This is a genomic window from Clostridium subterminale (assembly GCF_039521425.1).
Classification (GTDB): Bacteria; Bacillota; Clostridia; order Clostridiales; family Clostridiaceae; genus Clostridium_J; species Clostridium_J subterminale.
The window spans coordinates 131,385-154,214 of the sequence record NZ_BAAACI010000006.1 but is presented as its reverse complement, the minus strand read 5'-3'; the positions used below and the strand labels follow the sequence as shown (position 1 = coordinate 154,214).

The following is a 22,830-nucleotide window of genomic DNA, read 5'->3' as shown; positions in this document are numbered from 1 at the left end:
AACAGTGTGATTTAGATTATTTTAAATCACACTGTTTATTATTTCATATATTAAATTGGTTAATAAATCTGTACTATTTCTCTAATCCTGCAGCTTCTCTTATTTTATCTACATTCTTATCTTCTTTATTCTTTTGAAGCATCATGTAAACATATATTGGTATTCCTACAAGCATTAATATAAATCCATACATTACTACATCAGCGCCTGTTCCATATATAGCATATATAGAATAAGCAAATGCAAGTAATGAGAAGAATGAACTCTTTAAGAAGTTTATAAAGCTAAAATCTTTTGATTTCTTACATAGTAATACTATTTCAGCAGCTGCTGAGAATGTGTATGCTGGTAAGAATGATAATGTAGCTAGTAATATCATAAAGTCAAATGCACTTCTAAGAGACCCCACATAGTTCATTATTAAAAGCAGATTCATGCATGTACTTCCTATAACAAGAGATGCTACTGGAGTATTAAATTTAGGATTGATACGTTTAAATATTGCTGGGAATAATCCATCTTCAGCTGCTCCAACAGCACTTCTAGCTGTAGTTAATAACCATCCAGAAGTTGCTCCCAAAGTAGAAATTAGTGCACCAGCAGCTATGAAAGTTCCCCCCCATGAAGCTCCTGTAGCTTTATTTATAATATCTGCTAATGGTGCATCTGAATTTGCAAGAGCTGCCTGATCCATAGCTCCCATAGAAACAATACTCATCACAATATATATAACAGATACTATTAAGATTCCATATATAGTACTTTTTTTAATATTCTTTTCTGGATTTTTTATTTCTCCACCTGCTACTGTAGCACTTTCTAATCCTACGAAAGCCCATAGTGCTATAGCTATAGCTGATGGTAATGTTCCCATGCCACTTACTTCTGGACTAGAAACAGTATTCATATAGCTTGGATCAAAGTTTAGTGCAGCAATTACAATAAACACAACAAGTACTGCAATTTTTAACACAGTTGATATAACTCCTATTTTTCCAACGTACTTTACACCATATATATTTATTAATGTAAATATCCATACCACTGCAGAAGATATCAAGAATGCAGCTAGTGGATTGTTAGCAGCTGGAACAAAGTATGTAAAATAACTCATAAATGCTGTAATTATCGCAGCATTGCCTACCCACGCACCTATCCAAAAGGACCATGCAATTAAAAATCCTGCAAAATCACCAAAGGCAGCTCTTGTATAAACAATTGGGCCTCCAGTTTTAGGCATTTTTGATCCCAAATTAGCAAAGCTTAAGGCAATAAGTAATGATCCTATGGAAGTTAAAACCCATGCTAGTATAGCTACTTTAGGATTTGTTACTCTCGCAAAGCTCGCAGGCGACATGAAAATTCCTGAACCTATTACATTTCCAACTACAATAGCTGTAGCTGCAGCTAGTCCAAGATCTCTTTTAAGTGATCCATCAGTTTGTATTGTGTCTTTTTTAGCCATTTTTTTCCCCCTATAATTGCTTTGTTTTAAAAGTAAACTTATTTACTTTTAGAAACCTTAGACATTAAATTTCCATTCAATTATCTAGTTTAATTTAATCGATTACAAAAATCAACCTATTTTTAATAAATTTTTTATTATTTTTAAAAGGAATTTATCGATATTTATCACATTTATTGTATATTAAAGTATTTTTGCCAACCATATTCCATTATGTTAATTTTTATCCATAATATACCTGGTACTTTATTCCGTTAGTACATTTATTTATTACTTTTTTACTATTAAACTAACAAAACTCTATGAAGAAACCTTCTCCATAGAGTTTACTATGTTATAAAATTAACATTTTAATTATTTCGATACTGTAGCATTTACCTTGACTGTATCCTTCTTAAATATAAACATTAAAAATCTCACAAGCACATATAGTACTATAATGATTGCAAGACCCTCTTGAAACTTAACTATATATTTTAACCAAGATACTCCTTTTTCTGCTTTTGCTAAAAATCCATTAGTACCCTTCATTGCAATTGCACTTATTACCATAGGGAATGTAAACGCAGCATAACTTGGATAAAATTTAAGTCTTAAACCTTGTACAAGATACACAATTCCACATAAGTATAATATCATTACTAATACTGCTAAAAATATTACCATACCAATATTCTTTTCTGAAAAAGAATTTAAATATGCAGCTAGTGTAAGTGCAGCTGGTGCTGCAAATATTACTGTAGTTGGAAAAGCTGGTTCTGGAATTCCCTTTACTATAAGGGTTCTATAACCTAAAATTGGTACTAGTATAACAAGTGAAATAAAAGCAACCCAGAAAAAAACTTGTCCAAGTGGAGCTAAATTAAATCCTGGTGCAGTTATTCCACCTACACCTATGCCCACATAAACAATAAATGTGCTTGGAAACAACTTTTTGATATCAAATTTGAAAATAAAATTTTTAGTATAAAATATTATTAGCCCTATATGGATCAATACTCCAACCCACCATAGAATAACTCCAGCTGTAAAAGATGTTTCCTTTAAATATCCTGCTAAAAGCATAACTCCCATGGAATAGGTAGGTATAACTGCTGCAATAACAGGATTCTTTATTTCCTCCTTTACCCCTTTCCAACAAGCTATAATCTTTATTGTAAGAAGTATTAATATTATTGCAGATAACGCTCCTAGAATATTTTTAAACATTATATTATATGATGATAGTAAATTTCCTAATGAAGCTAGTGCAAGCATTACAGCTGCCATAGGTAATGGTATTTTTTTAATATAATTCATACTCATCTTCCTCAACTATTCATCAATATTTTCAATATTTAATTCTCTTACTATAATTTCTGCAGCTTTCTCAGCCATTTCTCCAGTAAATCTTATACATTGTGCTTTATGCTCTCCAGATGCCATATCCATACCTTTAGTTTGAACGCTGCAGCATAGGCATTTATGCTTTTGTTTAAAACTATCTTGTAATTCATAAGCTAATTGTAAAGCTTTAACACTCTTAGGATCTTGAGGATTGCTTCCCTTAGTTCTTCCAAAGAAATATCCTAGACATAAAACCGCTCCTGTAACAGCTCCACATGTACATTTTGATTTTCCAATGCCTACAGGGAATCCAGAAGCCATTGCAATCATTTCATCTGGCATGTTCACTTCAAAGTTATTTTTAATAGATGAAACTATAGCTTCTGAACAATAAAATTCTCCTTTTCTGAAATGTTCTTCTGCATCTTCTCTAACCTTTTTTACACTAATCTTTTCAATCATCATATATACCCTCTTTCATACTCAATTCAAATACATTATAACTATTTGTTAATAATTAAACTTTAATAATTACAACATTAAATAGTTATATTTTATCTATTCGAATTTCCAATAGGCTATGAATTCCTATTGGTATGTTAGAAAAGCCATTTGATGTAAAGATAGATTTTCATAAATTGCTAGAGTTGAAACAAAACACTGCTCAAATTAATTATCTTATTTAGAGATAGTCTTTCCTATTCAACTTAAATATTATGTATTTGCCAATCAATTTCATTTTGTTCTAAGGATTTTAATATATCATTGGTTTTAGAGAAATGCTTACATCCCATAAATCCTCTAGTTGCAGATAAAGGACTTGGATGTACTGTTGTTAAAATATAGTGATTAGGATTATTTATAAGTTTTATTTTTTCCTTTGCATTATTTCCCCACAATAAAAATACTATTGGCTTTTCTCTTTCATTTAATAATGATATTATTTTATCAGTAAAATTCTCCCACCCTTTATTTTTATGAGAGTTGGCCTCACCTTCCCTCACTGTAAGTACAGTATTTAAAAGCAACACTCCTTGTTTTGCCCACGGAACTAAATACCCATTGTTAGGAATATAGCAGCCTAAATCATTTTGTAATTCTTTATACATATTTAAAAGAGATGGTGGAATTCTAACTCCCGGTTGAACTGAAAAAGATAATCCATGTGCCTGACCAGCTCCATGATATGGATCTTGACCTAAGATCACTACCTTGACTTCTTCATAACTGGTCAATTTTAAAGCATTAAAAATATTATTCATATCCGGAAATATGTTTCTAGTTTTATATTCACTCACTAAAAATTGTCTTAATTCTATATAGTAAGGCTTATCAAACTCACCTTTTAACTTTTCATCCCAAGAATTTTCTATGATAACCATGTTCAATCACCCTTTCCATTAATTATCTAATTATATGATTGCCTATAAGTACCTTTATGTCAATAGCCTTATATTAAGGAAAGCCCTTCTGCTACCTTGCAGAAAGGCTTTCCACTATTTATTATAACAATAAAACCATTATACTATCATGATATTATTTTCGGTGAATACCCCGTTCTTTATCCCATGATAACTCTTCTTTAAATTTCCTAAGTTGTTGCTTTGTTTTCGGGCTAGTAGCTATATGCGTAGATTGATAAACATTCTTCATAAGCTATTCCTCCTTCAAATTCTCGTTTCTATGAAAATCACTTAAACATTCACAGGCATGAAAACTTACTACAAAACAAATAATGATTTTATTGGTATGATAATAGTATCTCACCAAAAAATTTTTTTATGTATTTATTAAATAGTTTTTTATTTTTAAAATCACATTCCTATTTAAATTGTATATTATAATAATGTAATACTATTAAGGAGCATGTTATGTTCATTAGGAGACCCTATGATATAAACTCACAAGATTTTTATACTGATAGATACTTAGATGACGAAGAAAACTGTAAAGAGTGTTTTGACGAAAGGATAATACCTCCATTTTTACCCGGAGGTCCTGGTCCATCAATACCACCAAGGCCTCAACCAGGAACTCCTCCAAGACCTCAACCTGGAACTCCTCCAAGACCACAGTCTGGACCACCAGGCCCTCCTCCAAACATGACGCCCCAAAAATCATTTTCTGGAGGACCTCAAACTTTTGCCGTATCACCTGGCTCTATAAGGCCATGTAGATTTCAATTTGTATATATATGGCTTCGTAATGGAAATTCTTTTTGGGCGTGGCTTATTAATGTAGATAGACGAACTGCATATGGTTTTAGATGGACTGGTTGGAGATGGGTTTACTTTGGTGTAAGCTTAAATAGAATAGATTACTTTGAGTGTTTTGGTAGACGTTATACACCACCAGAAGATAACAACATGATCAATTTGGAAACTCAAGTATTATCACCTTCACAATTTAAGCTTGAATATCCATTTATTCAAAGTGGTGGAAATGAAGATACTAATGCTATAGTCAATCAAGAAATTATTGATACATTAAACGCCTTGTGGCTTAATGAAGTTTTAATTCCTGAAAAAGTTAATTTTTTAACAGTAGAAAGCGCTTATGAAGTTCCACTAAATTCAAATGGTTTGTTAAGTATAGTAATGTCTTTGTACACAGAAACTGAAGATAATCCAACTGGCAGTACTTTATTCAATTCTTTAACTATGGACGTAAATACTGGAGAAGTTTATGATTTTGGTGATTTATTTAATAGTAGCATGAACTATACTGAGATTATTAGTGATATAGCTAAAGAAAAGGCTAATGAAATGAATATAAACTTCACTACACCATATACTGGAGTTACTGACACTCAAAAATTCTACTTAACTCCAGAAGGCTTAGTATTATATTATCAAGCTGGTGAATTCACACCAGCTTCTAGTGGGCTATTTAGAATTACTATTCTTTATAATGAACTTTCAAATATTTTATATCCAGAAGGCCCAATAGTTCGACTTATTCAAAATCAGTTACTATAATGTGAATAACTATACCATTTAACACTTATTATTTCCACCCTAATAAGTTAATTAATTATAAAGTAGGACTTATTTAAAATTTAATTTTAAATAAGTCCTTTACTTAATTTTAGAGTAAATATTATTTAAAAGAACATATTACATAAATATTTTTAGCTGTATAATATTATTATATAAATATATTTTTAATTTAGAGGGTAGGTTTTAACTTATGTATAATTATCTCACTGAAGAAGCACTTAAAATTTTAAAAGATGAACTTGAACACAGAAAAAATGTAGTAAGATTTCAGATAAATGAAGAATTAAAAGAAGCTAGAGCTCATGGTGACTTAAGTGAAAATTTTGAGTATAAAGCAGCTAAAAAGAATAGAGCTGACAATAACAGACGCATGGGTTACCTAGAAAGAATGATCAAAACTGCTAAAATAATTAATGATGACACATCAGAAAATCAAGTTGGTATTGGGAAAATTGTAACTCTAAGATTTTTAGATGATGAGGAGGAGGAAGCGTTTACCATGGTAACCACAGTTGAAGCAGATCCTCTTAACAATAAAATTAGCATAGAGTGTCCTTTAGGGAAAGCATTATACAAAAAAAACTTAGGTGAAAAAATAGAGGTTACATCACCAGATGGCTCTTATAGTGTAATCATAGAAAAGCTTGAAATGATAAAATAATAAAATATACGTAAAGTTATAAATATAACAAAAGTGGCTGTCTCAAAATAAACTAATTTTTAGATTAATATTTAGCGCAAATTATTTTGATACAGCCTTTTACTTTATTATTTAATTTTATATTAAGCCACTTCTACAGATATACTATCTTGTAATAAGTTCTTCTTCTTAGTCATGTAATATAGAATAATCACAATAGTTATTCCTTTAAACACACTACTCATGCTAATGCTCCACCAAACTCCATCTATACCTAAAATATTAGGTGATGATAATATCATAGATGCCGGAACTCTAAGGCCTGTCAATATAATGCTTACAGCAGCTGGTATATATGTTCGTCCTAAACCATTAAACATTCCTACTGTTGTAATCTCAATACACATAAATAATTGAGAATATCCAAGGATTCTTAAATAATCCTTTCCTAACATTATAGCCTCTTTTTCTTTTATAAATATTGAAAATATTCCTTCTCCGCCTATTATTAGTACTAGAGTTGCTAAAATTCCAACTACACCTGCTATAAAAATAGTGGCCTTATATCCTTCCTTAATTCTATCATATTTTTTAGCTCCATAATTTTGTCCCACAAAAGAGCTAAGAGCTGTTGAAAATCCACCTGCAGTCATCCAAGTTATAGCTTCAATTTGAACCCCAACCTTTTGTACTGCTATGGCTACTTCACCAGAACCAGCTATTACCCGTGCTATTAGAATAGAAAAGGTGGTAAATAATCCACTTTGAACTCCAGACGGAATTCCCAGCTTACATATACTTCTTATAGCTTTAAAATCAGGTTTTTTTAATAAATTAAATTTTAAATATTTTTCCTTGCTTCTTAAAATAGAAACTAGGAAACAAACTACAACTATACTTTGTGCACCTATGGTTGCTAAAGCTGCTCCTAAAACTCCCATCTTTGGAATAGGTCCCACACCAAAAATTAAAATTGGATCAAAAACTATATTAGCTACTAGTCCTACTGTATTAATAATAAAAGGTGTCTTACTATTACCTGCCCCATTAAATATTGCTGTTAATACTGGTATTAAATTTGTTATGACCATCCCCATAGCTATTATAACTAGATAAGTTTCTGCCATGGATATAACTTGTAAGTTCTCTAGCTGAAAAAAAGCCAAAAACTTATTTCTAAATAATAATACCACTACTCCCATTATTAAAGATAATACTATATTAATTTGAAGGGCACTTACAATGTAATTACGTGTTGCTTTTTCATCTTTACGTCCCAAGCTTTGGGATACTTTAACCTCAGCACCCACCTTGGCTATCATGGTAAGAGCTGCAGCTAAATTACTAAAAAAACCTGCTGTTCCTACTGCCGCTACCGCTGTGCTTCCTATAGTTCCAACCCAAAGCATGTCTGTTAGATTATAGGCCATTTGTATAAATGAAGTTGCCATAATAGGAAGGGCTAATTTAACTAGCTTTCCACTTATAGACCCTTCTGTTAAGTCTATTCTTTTCTCCATAATATCAATCCCCACTACTATAAAATTTTATTCTATTAAGATTAATATTAATAATTGCAATTAAATTGCCCATTAATATTTCTACAACACCCCAATAAATATTTTACTTCGTACTACGAAGAATGTCTATATAATTTTAATGTGTATTTTTCTTAACAATTACTTGTTATGCCTATTTCCATATATAAATTTGAGTAATAAAATACCATGCTTTATGTATAACAAATTTGGAGATTATACATAAAGCATGGTTAATTACATATTTAATTTACTTGTATTTACTTCACTTTTTAAAAATCATTATATCTTCTATTGTAACCTTATCTACTACAAAATTATCTTTCAAAACTTCCCTTACTTTATCAACTTGTGATGTCAATGCTTCAAATCCAAATCTATTTTTATTTATACCTTCAAAGTATTTCTCCGCTTCCTTTGTAAGTATACTACTGTCACCTTTAATAACTTTATAGGATTCCATTATTTCATCTTTCGGTTTTGAAAATATTATATTTCCATCCTTTATAAAAGTAATATAATCTGCTATTCTTTCAAGGTCTGAAGTTATATGAGTAGATATTAATACTCCCATATTTTCATTTTCCATCAGACATTGAAGTTCTTCTAAAACTTCTGATCTAACCACTGGATCTAGTCCCACAGTAGGTTCATCCATTATTATGAACTCTGCTCCATGGCTAAGAGCTATACATAATGAAAATTTCATTCTCATTCCTTTAGAAAGTTCCTTTAATTTCTTATCTTTCTTAAGAGAAAACTTATTTAAATAATGGTGAAATTTATCATTATCCCACTTACTATATAATGTTGAAAATATCTTTCCATTTTCTTCTAGAGACATATGTTCATAATAACAAGCTTCATCATAGACAAAACCTATTCTATCCTTTATCTCCCTCTCGAATTTAATATTATCCTTATCAAATACCTTTATGTCTCCACTATCTTTCTTTACTAGATTCATTATCATCTTTATTAGCGTAGTTTTACCGGCTCCATTTTCTCCAATTAACCCCATAATGAATCCCTTGGGTAACTCTAGAGATACATTGTTCATCTGGAAATCTTTATATTTCTTACATAAATTATTTATATATAATATATTATCCATTGCCTTCCTCCTACTATAGTTTATATTCTTCAGCAAGTACTCTTAAACTTTCTATAATTTCACCTAAAGTAATTCCTGCTTTGATGCCTTCCTCTATAGCTTTACTTAGATACTCCTCCATATTTCTCATTATGGATTCTTTAAGAAGCTCTTTATCTTGAGCGCTAACGAATGAGCCCTTGCCTGGAACCGTATATATAAACCCTTCTCGCTCAAGCTCATCATAAGCTCTTTTAGTTGTTATAACACTAATTCTCAAATCTTTAGCAAGTCCTCGTATAGACGGTAATGTCTCATTAGGTGATAACTTATTTGTTAAGATATCGTCCTTTATTTGTTTTTCTATCTGAGAATATATGGGTTCTCCTGAAGAGTTATTTATTATTATATTCATTGAATTTCCTCCAAGTATAAATTTATTGTATAGCTTTTATGATACTACAAATTTCTTTTCCTATATCCTATTATTGATAATTGTACAAATAAAGCATATATTATTAAACCTAATAGAATGATAGCTGTAGCCACATAAATTCCATGAGCTGTACTTTCTAACAAATAGTTAGTGATTTTAACTGAAATGTTAGGATTTATATTATCAACAAGGCGAAGAATAATTATAGGTACATTTATAACTGCAATAATGATAATTGCGGAATATTTTGTAGCAACACCATAGTCATATCTATAATATATAAAGTTAGTAACTCCAATTATTAAACAGTAATATATAAAGGATAAGGATTGAATAATATATATCATAGTTAATTCTTCTTTATGAAAGTCTCTAACTATTGTAATTATTGCTAGAAGTATAAAGCTAGTTAAAATATAAGATGCTAGATAATAGATAAACTTACTTAGTACTACATCAATCCTTCTCACTGGGAAACTATTAATTATAACATCATAGTTTCTTCTCATCTCATCAGTAGCAGTGAACTTATTTGCCATTAAAGGTACCATAAGAGTCCCTAGAAGATAAATCATAAGTGTACCTCCTTCAAAGTTATACATAGAAGAAACACATATTGCTATTCCCACAATTAAAATAGCTACAGTATAGACATATCTACTAGTTATAAAGTCCTTTTTTAAAAGCGCTCCCATAAATTCTCCCTCCTAAAAATCCTTTTTTTCATAAATGACTACTGATACAGTAGCTATCAAAGCTAAAATAGTTAGAACTAGTATAGCTACTATAATATTATTAGTTATAGTATTGCTTTGAAACAATGCTAAAAATCTATCTATACAAGATAACCAAGCTGGTAGTACTTCTCCTTTAAGAATATAACTTACAGCTGACATTCCAAGCATTACTGCAAAGAATATAATAAAGTAAAATATTCGTGCAAACTTTATTCCTAATGAGAAATACACACAATTATAAAAAGCCACAAAAATAAGAATATAACTAATTGACATTTTAACTATGGATATAGGCAATTTTAAATATTCTGCTGGATATATCATATAAATTAAATTATTTAATAGTAATCCTATTATTGTTATAGCTACTATCCATATAATTGCAGATAAGAATTTTCCTAATACATAATCGCTTCTTTTACAGGGACTGCTGAGTATACTGACATGAACTTTATCTCTAGCTTCCATTTCAGTAAATGCTATACTAATGACTCCAGCCATTAATAAAAAATAACTAAATAGCCCCTTACCTTTATTTGTAATACCAAGGAATATCACTACCATTATAATTATGAGACCATTTCTATTATTATATAAATTAAAAATCCCTCTTAAATCTCTCATTGCCATTTTCCACATTTATTTTCTTACCCCCTTATTCATAGCTACCATAATTTCCTCTAAAGATGGTTTCTCACTAACAATTTTCTGTCTTATACTTTTATCAATGTGTATATCTTTAATTATGCCTTCAAAACCATAAGGTGTTTCTCTCAGTCCATATATAACTTTTTTATCAAGTTTACTTAATAAAGATTTATCACCTTTAATTACTTTATATTCATCCATTAAATCGCTAGTAGCTTTAGAAAAAACTATCTTTCCCCTTTGTATATAAGTTATATAGTCTGATATTTTCTCTAAATCAGAAATTATATGACTAGAAACTAAGATCCCAACATTTTCATCTTGTATAACCTCTTGAAGTACATCTAAAATACTACGCCTCATAACTGGATCTAGTCCCGAAGCTGGTTCATCTAATATTAAAAACTCTGCATCATGACTTAGAGCTGAAGTAATAGCAAATTTCATTTTCATTCCTTTAGATAACTCCTTAACCTTTTGCTTTTTATTTAAGTTAAATTTCTTTAGATAACTATCAAACTTATTATAGTCCCACTTTTTATAAAACCCTGAAATTATTTTTTCATTATCTTTGATAGATAAATTTTCATAGTAAAAACATTCATCATAAACAAAACCTATGCGTTCCTTTATCTCTCTTTCATGCTCAATATTATCTTTACCAAAGATTTTAATTTCCCCTTCATCCCTTTTCAGTAAATTCATAATTAGTTTTATGGTAGTTGTTTTACCTGCTCCATTTTCACCTATGAAGCCCATAATATATCCCTTATCTAAAGTGAATGAGATATCATCTAGTTTAAACCCATCGTACTCTTTTGTTAAATTTTTTATTTCTAATAATTTATTGGACATAATAGCACCTCCATTAATTATGTACCATCACATATACTAATAGTGAATTTATCACATACTAAATCTGTATTTATTATTCTGTTAATAATCAGTATATACAGTATTCTTAAAAAAATTAAGCTGTTAAGCTTCTTTATATTAACAGTATATATCGTTTATATACACTATGTCAATACTAAATATAATTTTTAATAAACCTATATTTTTTTCTCAGTTATTTTATAAATAATAGTATATCATTGGGTTTATAAAAGCATCTAAACCTTAAGGTTTAGATGCTTTTATCTATATATGTTAACCTTATTATATTTTTATAAATATATACTAGAAATAATATGGTGCAGGATCTACATTAGTTCCATCTATAATAACCTCAAAATGTATATGAGGTCCTGTAGCCCAACCTGTAGCCCCAACATTAGCTAGTTGTTGTCCACCAGATACTGTTTGTCCAACACTTACTGATATAGATGAATTGTGAGCATATAATGTACTAATATCTCCATGGCTAACTACAACTACATTACCATATCCATTCATAACTCCTGCATAAGTTACAGTTCCAGCCTTAAGAGAATATACTGGAGCACCATATGGAGCACCGATGTCTATTCCTTTATGGAATTCTTCACCTCTGCCTACTGGACTAATTCTATTTCCAAATGGAGATGTTATGGCATATCTAGTTCCAGTTACTGAATACATTCCATTAGTAGATACTTGACTAGAAGATGATCCATTATCTGAAGGTTTAGAATTTGATTGAGAATTTGAACCTCCACGAGAAGGTCTGCTAGCAGTTTCTTGCATAGCTGTTATACTAGCTAAAATTTCTTCTGATTCTGCTTCATTTTGAGCTAGAAGTTTTTCTGCTGTTCCTAACTCTTCTTCAGCCTTTGCCATAAGTTTTGTCTTCTCTTCTTTTTTAGCATTTAGCTCTTCTAAATTTGCATCTACATCTGCCTTGGCATTTTCTAAAGTTTTCTTTTCTTCATTTGATGTATTTATATTTTTATCCAATTCTTTTTGATTTGCCTTAAATTCATTTATTTTATCATTATCAAAAGAAATTAGGGTATTAATTGTATCTAGTTTAGCAAAAAAGTCTGAAATACCTTCAGCATTAAGCAGAACTTCTATGTAGCTTGTACCGTTGCTTTTGTATAAAACCCTTAGTCTTTTGCTCATAAGTTCCTTGTTAGCTTCTAATTCTTTCTTAAGCTCATTAGATCTCTCTTCTAGCTCTTTTATTTTTTTAGTTGATTGTGAAATTTGTGATTCTAAATTATTTACCTCACTATATAGCTCGTCCATGTTATTGTCCAAATTTGAAATTTCACTTAATATATTATCTCTGTTTTCTTCCAATTCAGATACTTTAGCTTTATTACTTTCAATTTGTGTTTCAATTTCTTTAGATTTACTTTTTGCATCTGATAAGTCATCTGCTAATACTGTTGATGACATTAAACTACAGCTTACAACTACTGCTGCTATCAATTTTAGCTTTTTATTCATGGTTTTCCCCCCTGTAATGGTCACCTTTATAAACACTATGCTTTTTACATCTCTCAAATAGAAAGGTTCAATTCTTTAATTTAAAAGTATCTACTTGAGATATATCATTATAGCTTTACTCTAAAATTCACACAATGATATACTTTTTCTCCATACTTTTACCAACATCTATTTTAAATTCTAGCAATGTACATCCCCCTTGTCAACATAACTAGGGTTTTTGGTATAAATTTCATATTTCTTGTGGAATATTCTATACTTTTTATTCAAATAAAAACTCTAGGCTGTAAATTAATAGCCTAGAGTCTGTTTATTACATAAATAAATATTTATCCTATTGTAGAATTCTCTTATACTTCTAATTCTATAGTTTCAGGTTCTATAATAGCTTTTTCTTCATCATCGTCTAGATCTTCATCTTTCTTATTTAAGGTTATTCCCTTTACAATCTCAACAAGATCTATACCAGTTAAAGAATTGATAACTTCTGGAACTTCAGCCATGATATTTGCTATGTTCTTTGATACCTTAGCTGCTCCACCTTGACCTCCATTATCTATAATAACCATTTTTTCAGTTCTAGATAATGGTTCTGCTATATTCTTTGCTACCTCTGGAAGCTTATCTGTCAACATTTGAATAATAGCTGCTTCTCCATATTCTTTATAAGCTTCAGCCTTCTTCTTCATAGCTTCTGCCTCTGCCTTCATTGCATCTGCATTAGCTTCTCCCACTAACCTTATAGCATCTGCTTCTGCCATACCTTTAATTTTTATTGTTTCAGCCTCAGCTTCAGCTCTCTTAATCATCATAAATCTTTCAGCTTCTGCTGCTTGCTCAGCTCTATATTTATCAGCTTCTGCTACTTTTTTAACTGTAGATTCAAGTTCTTTCTCTTTTTTACGTACTTGTTGTTCTGCTATATCAGTTTGTCTTTGTTCTTCAAATAATTCTGCATCTTTTAGAGTTTCTACAACTTTCTTATGAACTATATTCTTTTCAACTTCATAAGCATAATCTGCTTTAGCCTGTGCCTTTTTCTCTTCTTCTTTAAAGGATTGAACTTTTAATTCCTTATCTTTATTCGCTCTAGCAATTTCAGCTTCTGCAAATATTTGTGCTTCCATTCCAAGTCTCTTTGCTTCTGCAGTTTTTTGCATCTCTTCTCTCTTTGCTTCTGCCTCGGCTATAGCTGCATTTTTCTTAACTTCTGCTATTTGTTTAGCCCCAAGTGCTTGAAGGTATCCTTTAGTGTCGTCTATATCCCTAATTGTGAAAGTTTTTATTTCAAGGCCCATTTTTTCAAGATCTGATTTTGCAACATTTTCAACTTCATTTGCAAACATTTCTCTGTCTTTGTATATCTCTTCAATACTCATTTTTGAAACTATTTCTCTTAGTTTACCTTCCAGTACATCCTGTACAGTTCCCTTCATTACTTCAATAGTTTCTCTTTCTTTTCCAGTATTAAATTGCTCCATAGCTAATAATACACTAGCAGAATCTGATTTAACCTTTATTATAGCTACTCCATCAGTATCTATAGGCACTCCATTACTATCTAAAGATTCATGAGTTTTTACTTCAACCTTCATATTTTCAAGTGATAATCTATTGGTTTGTTCGAAGAATGGAACTACAAATCCTCCCTTACCACTTATAACCCTTCTCTTAAGTCCTGTAACTACAATAGCTTTGTCTTGTGCTGCTTTCTTCCAAGTAATACAAATAAGCCAAATGATTACTAATGCAAGAAGTATCCATCCTAAGTTGTCAGTAATAATTTCTAACAGTTTTCCCATTTACACTTTCCCCCTAATTATTTTAGGCATCTGAAAATAATTAATAAGTCAAAGATGGAAAGTATATTTTGAGTTAGACAAGGAAACGGGTTCCGCAGATAGTAGCACTATCTACGGGTTCTGTTGACGCAGTATAAACAGAGTTCTTTGCTTCAGAGGGGGTTTTACTCCCACTGAGGCTTAGAAATCGTTATCTAGTGGCGTAGCCGCTCTTTACTCCCACTTTGAAGAAGATGGGAGTATTAGAGCGGGTAGTCATCAGATAACACAAAATAGACGAGCATTCTGACTTATTTATTTTTTGAAGATGCCTTATATATATTATGAAAATAATAACATATATATTACTTTCCATGAGAATACCAACTTAAGATTACCTAATAATTACTTGAAATTACATCATTTTCTTTAAATACACAAAACCCTTGAAATTAAATTTCAATTCCAACAATTCTCATTAAATATTTAGCATTTGTAGTATTAGATTTACCTACTTTTAGTTTATAATCAAAACATATTTTGTTTTCTTTATAATACTCAGAAAAATGATAATTTTTTATTCCACTACATTCTGAAAGGTTACACAACTCTACATCATGGGTAGTTAAAGCTCCTATAACTCCAGCTTTGCTTAAATTTCTAATTACAGCATCTGCTCCAGTAATTCTATCCTTAGAATTAGTTCCTCTAAAAATTTCATCAATAAGAAAAATCATATTTTTATTGTTCTTTGCACCTTCAATTATTTCCTTTATTCTAATTAATTCCCCATAAAAAGTTGAAATCCCATTTTTCAAATCATCTGTTATTCGCATGGATGTATATATATCTAATAAACTACATTCCATATTCTTACTAAATACTGGTGCACCTACATAGGCTAAAACTAAATTTATACCTATAGTTCTTAAAAATGTAGTTTTACCTGACATATTTGATCCTGTTATTATGAATATATTTTCCTTCATACTTACATCATTATTAACCCTTACATTCTTACTTATCAAAGGATGCCCAAGATCCTGTGCCTCTATTTTAGCACCACTAGTATTTATTGTTGGAAATGCTACATTTTCATCAATATGAATTAACACAGCAAGACTCATAAGTTCTTCTATAACTCCAATATTAGAAAGCCAATTTTCTATTTTATTTCCATTTTCCGCCTTCCAATTCTCAAGAGAAAATACGCATTGATAATCCCAAAGAAATAGTATATTTAAAGCTATATATATTAATCCGTTACTCTGCCTTATATTTATCTTTTCTGATATACTAGAAAGTTTCTTAATAGCTTCTATTGCTGACCCATTATATTTAAATAAATTTTCCTTTATATCATTTAACTTTTTAGATTTGAACTCTTTTTTTTCTATTAATCTCAAAATATTTAAATATTCCTCTAAACTTCCTCTAAAATAATTAATATTTTCTAATACTTGATTTACTTTTAATGTGGATATTACCCATACCCCAGTTTGAATTATTAATGAAAAGTACATTAAAAAGTTTAAACTATTTAAATTAAATATAAAAATTATAAGGGAAATAGGTATTGTAAACAGCGGCATTAAATATAAGACCTTTTTAATAAATTTTGATTTTATAAGAACACCCTTATCTTCTACATAACTTATTAGCTTTTTAGGATCTTTTAATCCATTTTTATTATTTTTGCCTATACGCTCCATTTCCTCACAAAAATCTAAATCATCAAATAATTCTTTTACTGTCTCTTGTCTTAACAAGATTTCCGCCCTATCGTAATTAGGTTCTAGTAAAGCCTTAGCTAGGCTCTCTCTTCCATGCCAAGTATTTGTTATATTTATTAATTGAAATAAAGACTCTTTCCCTACAATATCTAAGTCTGATGCATACCTATGGTCTTTATTTACAAATTCATCACCTAAATCTTGAAAGTTTATCCATTCACCAGAAATTCTTTTAAGGTATCTATTATTTATTTCAATCATATCCTCAGCTAATTTCAATTTACCCTTAACTTTTCTATGATATATTATTAAGCATACAAAAGCTCCATAGAAAATTAGAGAAAAAAATAAAACCTTACTAGTCATTCCATCCCTTACTCCTCTATAGGTGAAATATAAGGCTAATATCATTACTATTAATCTTAGATATCCAATTCTATCAAATTCCTTTTTATATTTAACAATGTCATCATTGTAATTACTTATTTTACTTAAAAACTTGTCTTCAACCACATTATTGCTCCTTACTTTTTTATATTTTGAAATCATTATGCTAGTTAGATTAATAATAAAAAGAGTATCAATTTCTTATATGTTTTACATGGTCTTAAATAAGATATTAAAATAGTAAGCCCTTGAAACCCGCATGAACAGAACAACTAGTTATATAGTTATATAGTTATAATCTCCATATACAAATAAGATGTTTTGATAATTTTTTATGTTTAATTTTGTATTTAAATCATGTTATTAATCCATTCTATTCCTATCGGTTATATCACATGTATATTATATCCAATATTTCTACTTATATCAAACTTATATAAATTAATAATTTTGAAAACATAAGCTATAGAATTTATTCTTTGAATTATATAAAAGTATAAAACATATTTACTTATTCATGCTTTTATAATATAATAGTAAAATAATGTATCGTGGGGGAGTAGTTTGCGTATAATGTTTTTATACGTGACAAGTCAACATAATGATTAATTTTTTAATCTGGCTTGCCTTAAAGAACAAGACTCATGTATAGCTTAATTAAAATGTCCTTAATACAGGGAACACTTTAAACTAAGCTATACATGGGTCTTTTATTATGTATGAGGAGGATAACTTAGAGTTTAATAAAATAAGATTAAGGAGTTTTTTAATGAGTACTATAGAAATTATAATGATAGGACTATGTCTTAGTATGGATGCTGCTGCAGTATCTATGACTAATGGTATGGTGTATAAGGATGCTACTAAATCAAAAATTATTGCTATGCCTTTATTCTTTGGTTTCTTTCAAGGATTTATGCCTTTACTAGGTTATTATGCAGGAGGAATGTTCTCAGAAATTTTAAGTAAATATTCTGGTATTTTAGTTTTAATTATACTAGGATTTATAGGTGCAAATATGTTAAAAGAAGGGCTATTTCCAGATAAAAAAGAAGATGAAAATAAAGCTGTACCCCTTACCTATAAGCTTTTATTTTTTCAAGCGATAGCTACTAGTATAGACGCTTTTGCAGTAGGTATTGGCTTTAGTGCTATGAATATTGCTATTCTTCCAGCTATTTGTATTATTGGTATAACCACATTTATTTGTAGTTTTCTTGCCATCTTCATAGGAAAGAAGTGTGGAAATTTACTTGGTAAAAAAGCTGAAATACTAGGAGGATTTATTTTAATTATTATAGCTATAAAGGCAGTTTTATAACAATATTTTTGCAGTTAAAATATTGTTATTTATATAGACCTCATAATAAATAATGAATTTGAGCATATTATATCTATGGAATATAAATTTAAAAGGAGATGATATGCTTGGAAATTACATTTCAAGGCAATCCAATTACTTTAAAAGGAATTCAACTAAGAGTAGGAGATAAGGCTCCTGACTTTACTTTAATTAATAATGAGCTACTACCTGTTACTTTACAAGATACTAAAGAAAAAAGAATTTTCGTAGTTGTTCCATCTATAGATACAGGTGTATGTGATATGGAGGTTAGAAAATTTAATGAAGAAGCTTCTAAACTTAAGGATGTTACCATATACACTATATCTATGGATTTACCTTTTGCTCAAAGTAGATGGTGTGGAGCTGCTGGAATTAAAAATGTAATTACTCTTTCTGATTATAAAACTAGAGAATTTGGTGATAGATATGGAGTATACATCAATGAACTAGGATTACTTACTAGAGCTGTTTTTGTATTAGATGAAGATAATACAATTACCTATGCAGAATATTGCAGTGAAGTTACTGATGAACCTAACTATGAAGCTGCACTTCAAGCTGTGAAGTAAGGATATGCAACTATTAATTAATATGTTTTAAAAAAGTCCAGGATGTATAACAACATTCTGGACTTTAAACTTATATTAAAATTACTATTAGCTAAATTTATTTCTTCACTTGAAGAAGACTAATTTTTAATAATTCTATTATTAAAATAAATATAGCTGCTAATACAAAAACATAGTATGTCAGTAGTTTATCTGTACTAGATATTATAGCAAAAACTGTGGCTATAAGACTTAATGCTATAAATATTATATTTATTTTAAAAGAAACAGTTTTTCTAAAATCAGCTAACTTTTTATACTTAATATAGGCTGAGATTATAAATGCAATTACTAGTAAACCTAATATGCAAATTGTATAAAACCTTAAATTTAAATCATCCCATTTATAATTTTGATAAGAAAAGTGTCTAACTAATCCCATTTTCTTATTGGATAAATTATATATCACTGCTGTAAATATAACTAGTGAAATTTGAACGATAGTACCTAGCCACTTTAAAATATTTTTCATAATCATATCAATTACCTAACTTTATATCTATTTTTGAGGTTCTCCAGTTGCTACTGGACCTGCTTCATTTCCAGTGTTTCCACTCCATTCATTCCATCCACCATCATAAAGGGATATATTTTCAAGTCCCATTACATCAGCATACCATAGAACTTCGGCAGCTCTCCAACCTGTTCCACAGAAGAACATTAAGTTTTTATCTGGTGTTATACCATATTCTTTCCACATCTTAAGAATTTGATCCCCACTAACCATGGTATTATCTTCATTTCTGAAATCTTCCATGCTAGAGCTATCACTACCACCATGACCCCATAGAGAACATACTGGACGTCCTGTTGCTTTAATGTAGCTATATCCTGAAGTTTTTCCTATATATTCTTCCCAGCTTCTAATATCTACCAATGTATTTTCTTCTGGTTTATCTACTGCTGTAAGTGCTTTATCATAATCAACAATATAATTCTTATTTAATGGGGCGTCTGCACCAAAGGATTCTACTGCAACCTTAGGATTAGATTTAGTTTCTACCTCATATCCAGCATTTGTCCATTTGCTAGTTCCACCATTTAATAATCTAACATCTTTTACTCCTAAATACTTAAATATAACTGCTGCTCTTGAAGCTGCACAAGTGTCTCCACCATATAGTACAACAGTTGTATCTGTAGTTACACCATTTGCTTTAGCAAATTCTATAAGCTTATCATCTGAAAGACGATTCCATAGCGGTCCTTCTTCTAATTCATCTGTATTAATATGTACAGCTCCTGGAATATGACCTTTTAAATAATCTGGAGAATCTTTTTCTTCTCCCCATGAAACTTCAAACACTTTAAATTCTTTTCCTTCATAGGTTTCTGGTTTTTTTCCATTTACTAAATCTTTAACCCATGATGCTGGAACTAACATTTCATAATTAGGATAAGCTACCATAGCATTATTTTCATCCTTAGCCCATTCCTTAACATCATATGTATATAAATTTTTAAATCCCTTTTTTGATAAATAATCAGCTACTTCTTTTGCATCTTCTCCATTTGCATCATAAAGAATAACATTTTTATCAGCTGATATTCCTCTTGCTTCTAAATCTTTAGCTAAACTTGCTTCTTTCTTTTCTGTATCCGCATTTATCCAATCTGCTGAAAATTCTACAGCACCCTCAATATGACCGCCTCTTTCAACACCTTCTAATTTCCAACCATTATATGCATCATTTGCTCTTGTATCAACAACTATCCACTTATCATCTTTAATATTTTTTGCTAACTCTTCAGTAGATATAGTTTTAACTTCTGAGCTTGACCCTTCATTGTCTTTAGCTTTATCTTTAGTTCCACATGCTGTCAGTGCTGTCAGTGATAGTGTTAAAGCTACTGCTGTTAACATTACTTTTATAGACTTTTTCATATTTTATCCTCCTCAGTATTAATTGTTTTACAATTTTCCATTTGTAGCTTAGCACCTTTTATATAGTATGTAAATATTTTTTCATTTTATTTTAATTTGATTTAATAATAGATAATTTTTTTCTATTTAAATTCTAAATAGGAGGATATAGTGTTACTGTGGTTGCTAATCTCATAATGTCATTGCATCACTGTCCTAAGTGATCCAATAACTAAGATAAAAAAATTGAATCACTTCTGGATAAACCCAGTAGTGATTCAATATAAACTACTTTATCGATTTTTCATTTCTACGAAACTTTATCAAGAGTACCTGCTTCATCAGCGTATTTAATATTATTTTCTCGCTTTGCTTGTAATGAAACTCCCTCTCACATGCGTTCGAATGAGTAAGTTCCACTGACCAAATATAAAATTTGGAGTGTCACTTACGGTGTTAGTCTTGTTCTGTCTCTTGGAATTAGGGATGCTTCTCTTACATTCTCTAATCCTAAGAGCTGAGCCGTAAATCTTTCTAATCCTATTGCAAGGCCTCCATGTGGTGGCATACCTTGTTTAAATACACAGGTATAGCTGCTATAATTCGCTGGATTAAGACCTTTATATTCTATATTTTTTATTAACTCATTATAGTTATGAATTCTTTGTCCTCCAGTAGTTATCTCAACTCCTCTAAATAATAAGTCAAAGCTATGAGTCTCCAGTTCTCCACAAGGCATGGTGTACATTGGTCTCTTTCTTCTTGGATAATGGGTTAAGAATAGGAAGTCTGAGTTCAATTTTTCCTTAGCATATCTATAAATTAGTTTTTCACCTTCTGGGTCAAGGTCTCCTTCTAAATTCTTTTTATTATATTCTATTTCTAATATATCTAAGGCATCCTTTAACTTCATCCTAGGTATTTCTCCTTGGATTTCTGGCATTTTAACTTCTAGTATCTCCGAGTATTTAGTTCCTTCTTCTTTAACCTTATTTAAAATAAACTTTAATAATCTTTCCTCCATAGCCATAATTTCTGTTTCATCTTCAATAAATCCAATCTCAAAGTCCATACTTATATATTCATTTAAATGTCTATTGGTATTATGCTGTTCCGCTCTATATACATGAGCTATCTCAAAAACTCTTTCAAAACCTGCACCTACCATCATCTGTTTGTAAAATTGAGGACTTTGAGCTAAATAAGCTTCTCTTTCAAAATATTTAACCTTAAATACCTCTGTTCCTCCTTCTGCTCCTTCAGATACAAGTTTTGGTGTAAAAATTTCTGTAAATCCTTCTTTATTTAAAAACTCCCTAAATCCTTGAACTAGTATATTTTGAATACCAAATATAGAGCTTATTTTTTCATGCCTTAAACTTAATACTCTATTATTTAGCATAGTATCTAAATTAATATTTAGCTCTTTGTTATTAACTTCTATAGGAAGTTCTCCCATAGTAGAGTTAATAATTTCTATACTTTCAATTTCTATCTCAAAGTTATTTAATTTATTTTTTCCCGATTTAATAATACCTTCAATGGAAACTACAGATTCTATTTTAAAATCCATTTTTTCAGCAATGGAATTTTCAGCTACACATTGCACTAGTCCTGTTCTATCTCTTAATACTATAAATGTAATAGACTTTAACTTTCTTATACGATAAATCCATCCTGATATTTTTACTTTTTTATTCATATGATTAACTAAATTATTTACTAATACTCTTTCCATTGTTATACCTCCTAATTTCAAATAATAAAAAAGCCCCTTAAGCCAATGGCTCAAGGGGCAAAATATGCGGTACCACCCTTGCTGATATAGTAATTAAATACTATTAACTTCTTAGAGTT

General features: G+C 30.0%; 20 protein-coding genes. 4 read left to right on the top strand and 16 right to left on the bottom strand.

Going from position 1 to position 22,830, the window contains the following annotated elements:
- Positions 1–73: 73 nt before the first annotated feature.
- The 4 genes from ABDZ93_RS09750 to ABDZ93_RS09735 all read right to left on the bottom strand — a co-directional run bounded on the left by ABDZ93_RS09750 (position 74) and on the right by ABDZ93_RS09735 (position 4,173).
- Complete coding sequence (locus tag ABDZ93_RS09750; RefSeq protein ID WP_343825894.1) at positions 74–1,465, bottom strand: amino acid permease; 1,392 nt, start codon at positions 1,463–1,465, stop codon at positions 74–76.
- 354 nt (positions 1,466–1,819) lie between these two features.
- On the bottom strand, positions 1,820–2,764 hold the full coding sequence (locus tag ABDZ93_RS09745; RefSeq protein ID WP_343825891.1) for a TDT family transporter: 945 nt from the start codon (positions 2,762–2,764) through the stop codon (positions 1,820–1,822).
- A 15-nt stretch (positions 2,765–2,779) separates the two neighbouring features.
- A complete protein-coding gene (locus tag ABDZ93_RS09740; RefSeq protein ID WP_343826982.1) occupies positions 2,780–3,253 on the bottom strand; it encodes a C-GCAxxG-C-C family (seleno)protein in 474 nt (157 codons plus the stop codon).
- Between the two features lie 245 nt (positions 3,254–3,498).
- The gene (locus tag ABDZ93_RS09735) at positions 3,499–4,173 is read right to left on the bottom strand and encodes a uracil-DNA glycosylase (RefSeq protein ID WP_343825889.1); all 675 of its coding nucleotides are present in this window, start codon (positions 4,171–4,173) and stop codon (positions 3,499–3,501) included.
- Positions 4,174–4,662: 489 nt separating this feature from the next.
- Between ABDZ93_RS09735 and ABDZ93_RS09730 the strand changes: the two genes are divergently transcribed.
- Complete coding sequence (locus ABDZ93_RS09730; RefSeq protein WP_343825887.1) at positions 4,663–5,769, top strand: DUF3298 and DUF4163 domain-containing protein; 1,107 nt, start codon at positions 4,663–4,665, stop codon at positions 5,767–5,769.
- 211 nt (positions 5,770–5,980) lie between these two features.
- Positions 5,981–6,451, top strand: coding sequence for a transcription elongation factor GreA (gene greA, locus ABDZ93_RS09725; protein WP_343825885.1), 471 nt, complete (start codon positions 5,981–5,983; stop codon positions 6,449–6,451).
- A gap of 122 nt (positions 6,452–6,573) precedes the next feature.
- Here the strand turns inward: greA and ABDZ93_RS09720 are convergent, their stop codons facing one another.
- From ABDZ93_RS09720 to ABDZ93_RS09680, 9 genes are all read right to left on the bottom strand, one after another.
- Positions 6,574–7,950 (bottom strand): MATE family efflux transporter, encoded by a 1,377-nt coding sequence (locus ABDZ93_RS09720; protein ID WP_343825883.1) that lies wholly within the window; start codon positions 7,948–7,950, stop codon positions 6,574–6,576.
- A 283-nt stretch (positions 7,951–8,233) separates the two neighbouring features.
- Positions 8,234–9,082 (bottom strand): ABC transporter ATP-binding protein, encoded by an 849-nt coding sequence (locus tag ABDZ93_RS09715; protein ID WP_343825882.1) that lies wholly within the window; start codon positions 9,080–9,082, stop codon positions 8,234–8,236.
- A gap of 13 nt (positions 9,083–9,095) precedes the next feature.
- The gene (locus ABDZ93_RS09710) at positions 9,096–9,476 is read right to left on the bottom strand and encodes a GntR family transcriptional regulator (protein WP_343825880.1); all 381 of its coding nucleotides are present in this window, start codon (positions 9,474–9,476) and stop codon (positions 9,096–9,098) included.
- Positions 9,477–9,520: 44 nt separating this feature from the next.
- The gene (locus ABDZ93_RS09705) at positions 9,521–10,192 is read right to left on the bottom strand and encodes an ABC-2 transporter permease (RefSeq protein ID WP_343825878.1); all 672 of its coding nucleotides are present in this window, start codon (positions 10,190–10,192) and stop codon (positions 9,521–9,523) included.
- 12 nt (positions 10,193–10,204) lie between these two features.
- Positions 10,205–10,873, bottom strand: a complete 669-nt coding sequence (locus ABDZ93_RS09700) for an ABC-2 transporter permease (protein ID WP_343825876.1) — start codon at positions 10,871–10,873, stop codon at positions 10,205–10,207.
- Positions 10,874–11,737 (bottom strand): ABC transporter ATP-binding protein, encoded by an 864-nt coding sequence (locus ABDZ93_RS09695; RefSeq protein WP_343825873.1) that lies wholly within the window; start codon positions 11,735–11,737, stop codon positions 10,874–10,876.
- 324 nt (positions 11,738–12,061) lie between these two features.
- Positions 12,062–13,255: a murein hydrolase activator EnvC family protein gene (locus tag ABDZ93_RS09690; protein ID WP_343825871.1), complete on the bottom strand. Its 1,194-nt coding sequence runs from the start codon at positions 13,253–13,255 to the stop codon at positions 12,062–12,064.
- 350 nt (positions 13,256–13,605) lie between these two features.
- On the bottom strand, positions 13,606–15,057 hold the full coding sequence (locus ABDZ93_RS09685) for a flotillin family protein (RefSeq protein WP_343825869.1): 1,452 nt from the start codon (positions 15,055–15,057) through the stop codon (positions 13,606–13,608).
- A gap of 431 nt (positions 15,058–15,488) precedes the next feature.
- The gene (locus tag ABDZ93_RS09680; protein ID WP_343825867.1) at positions 15,489–17,282 is read right to left on the bottom strand and encodes a MutS-related protein; all 1,794 of its coding nucleotides are present in this window, start codon (positions 17,280–17,282) and stop codon (positions 15,489–15,491) included.
- Positions 17,283–17,925: 643 nt separating this feature from the next.
- Between ABDZ93_RS09680 and ABDZ93_RS09675 the strand changes: the two genes are divergently transcribed.
- Both ABDZ93_RS09675 and tpx read left to right on the top strand, forming a co-directional pair.
- A complete protein-coding gene (locus tag ABDZ93_RS09675) occupies positions 17,926–18,477 on the top strand; it encodes a manganese efflux pump MntP (RefSeq protein ID WP_343825865.1) in 552 nt (183 codons plus the stop codon).
- A 107-nt stretch (positions 18,478–18,584) separates the two neighbouring features.
- Positions 18,585–19,070, top strand: coding sequence for a thiol peroxidase (gene tpx / locus ABDZ93_RS09670; RefSeq protein ID WP_343825863.1), 486 nt, complete (start codon positions 18,585–18,587; stop codon positions 19,068–19,070).
- 97 nt (positions 19,071–19,167) lie between these two features.
- Here the strand turns inward: tpx and ABDZ93_RS09665 are convergent, their stop codons facing one another.
- From ABDZ93_RS09665 to aspS, 3 genes are all read right to left on the bottom strand, one after another.
- On the bottom strand, positions 19,168–19,587 hold the full coding sequence (locus tag ABDZ93_RS09665) for a hypothetical protein (protein WP_343825861.1): 420 nt from the start codon (positions 19,585–19,587) through the stop codon (positions 19,168–19,170).
- Positions 19,588–19,608: 21 nt separating this feature from the next.
- The gene (locus tag ABDZ93_RS09660; protein ID WP_343825859.1) at positions 19,609–20,994 is read right to left on the bottom strand and encodes a rhodanese-like domain-containing protein; all 1,386 of its coding nucleotides are present in this window, start codon (positions 20,992–20,994) and stop codon (positions 19,609–19,611) included.
- A 427-nt stretch (positions 20,995–21,421) separates the two neighbouring features.
- Entirely contained in the window at positions 21,422–22,711 is a 1,290-nt protein-coding gene (aspS, locus tag ABDZ93_RS09655) for an aspartate--tRNA(Asn) ligase (protein ID WP_343825857.1), read from the bottom strand.
- Positions 22,712–22,830: the final 119 nt, after the last annotated feature.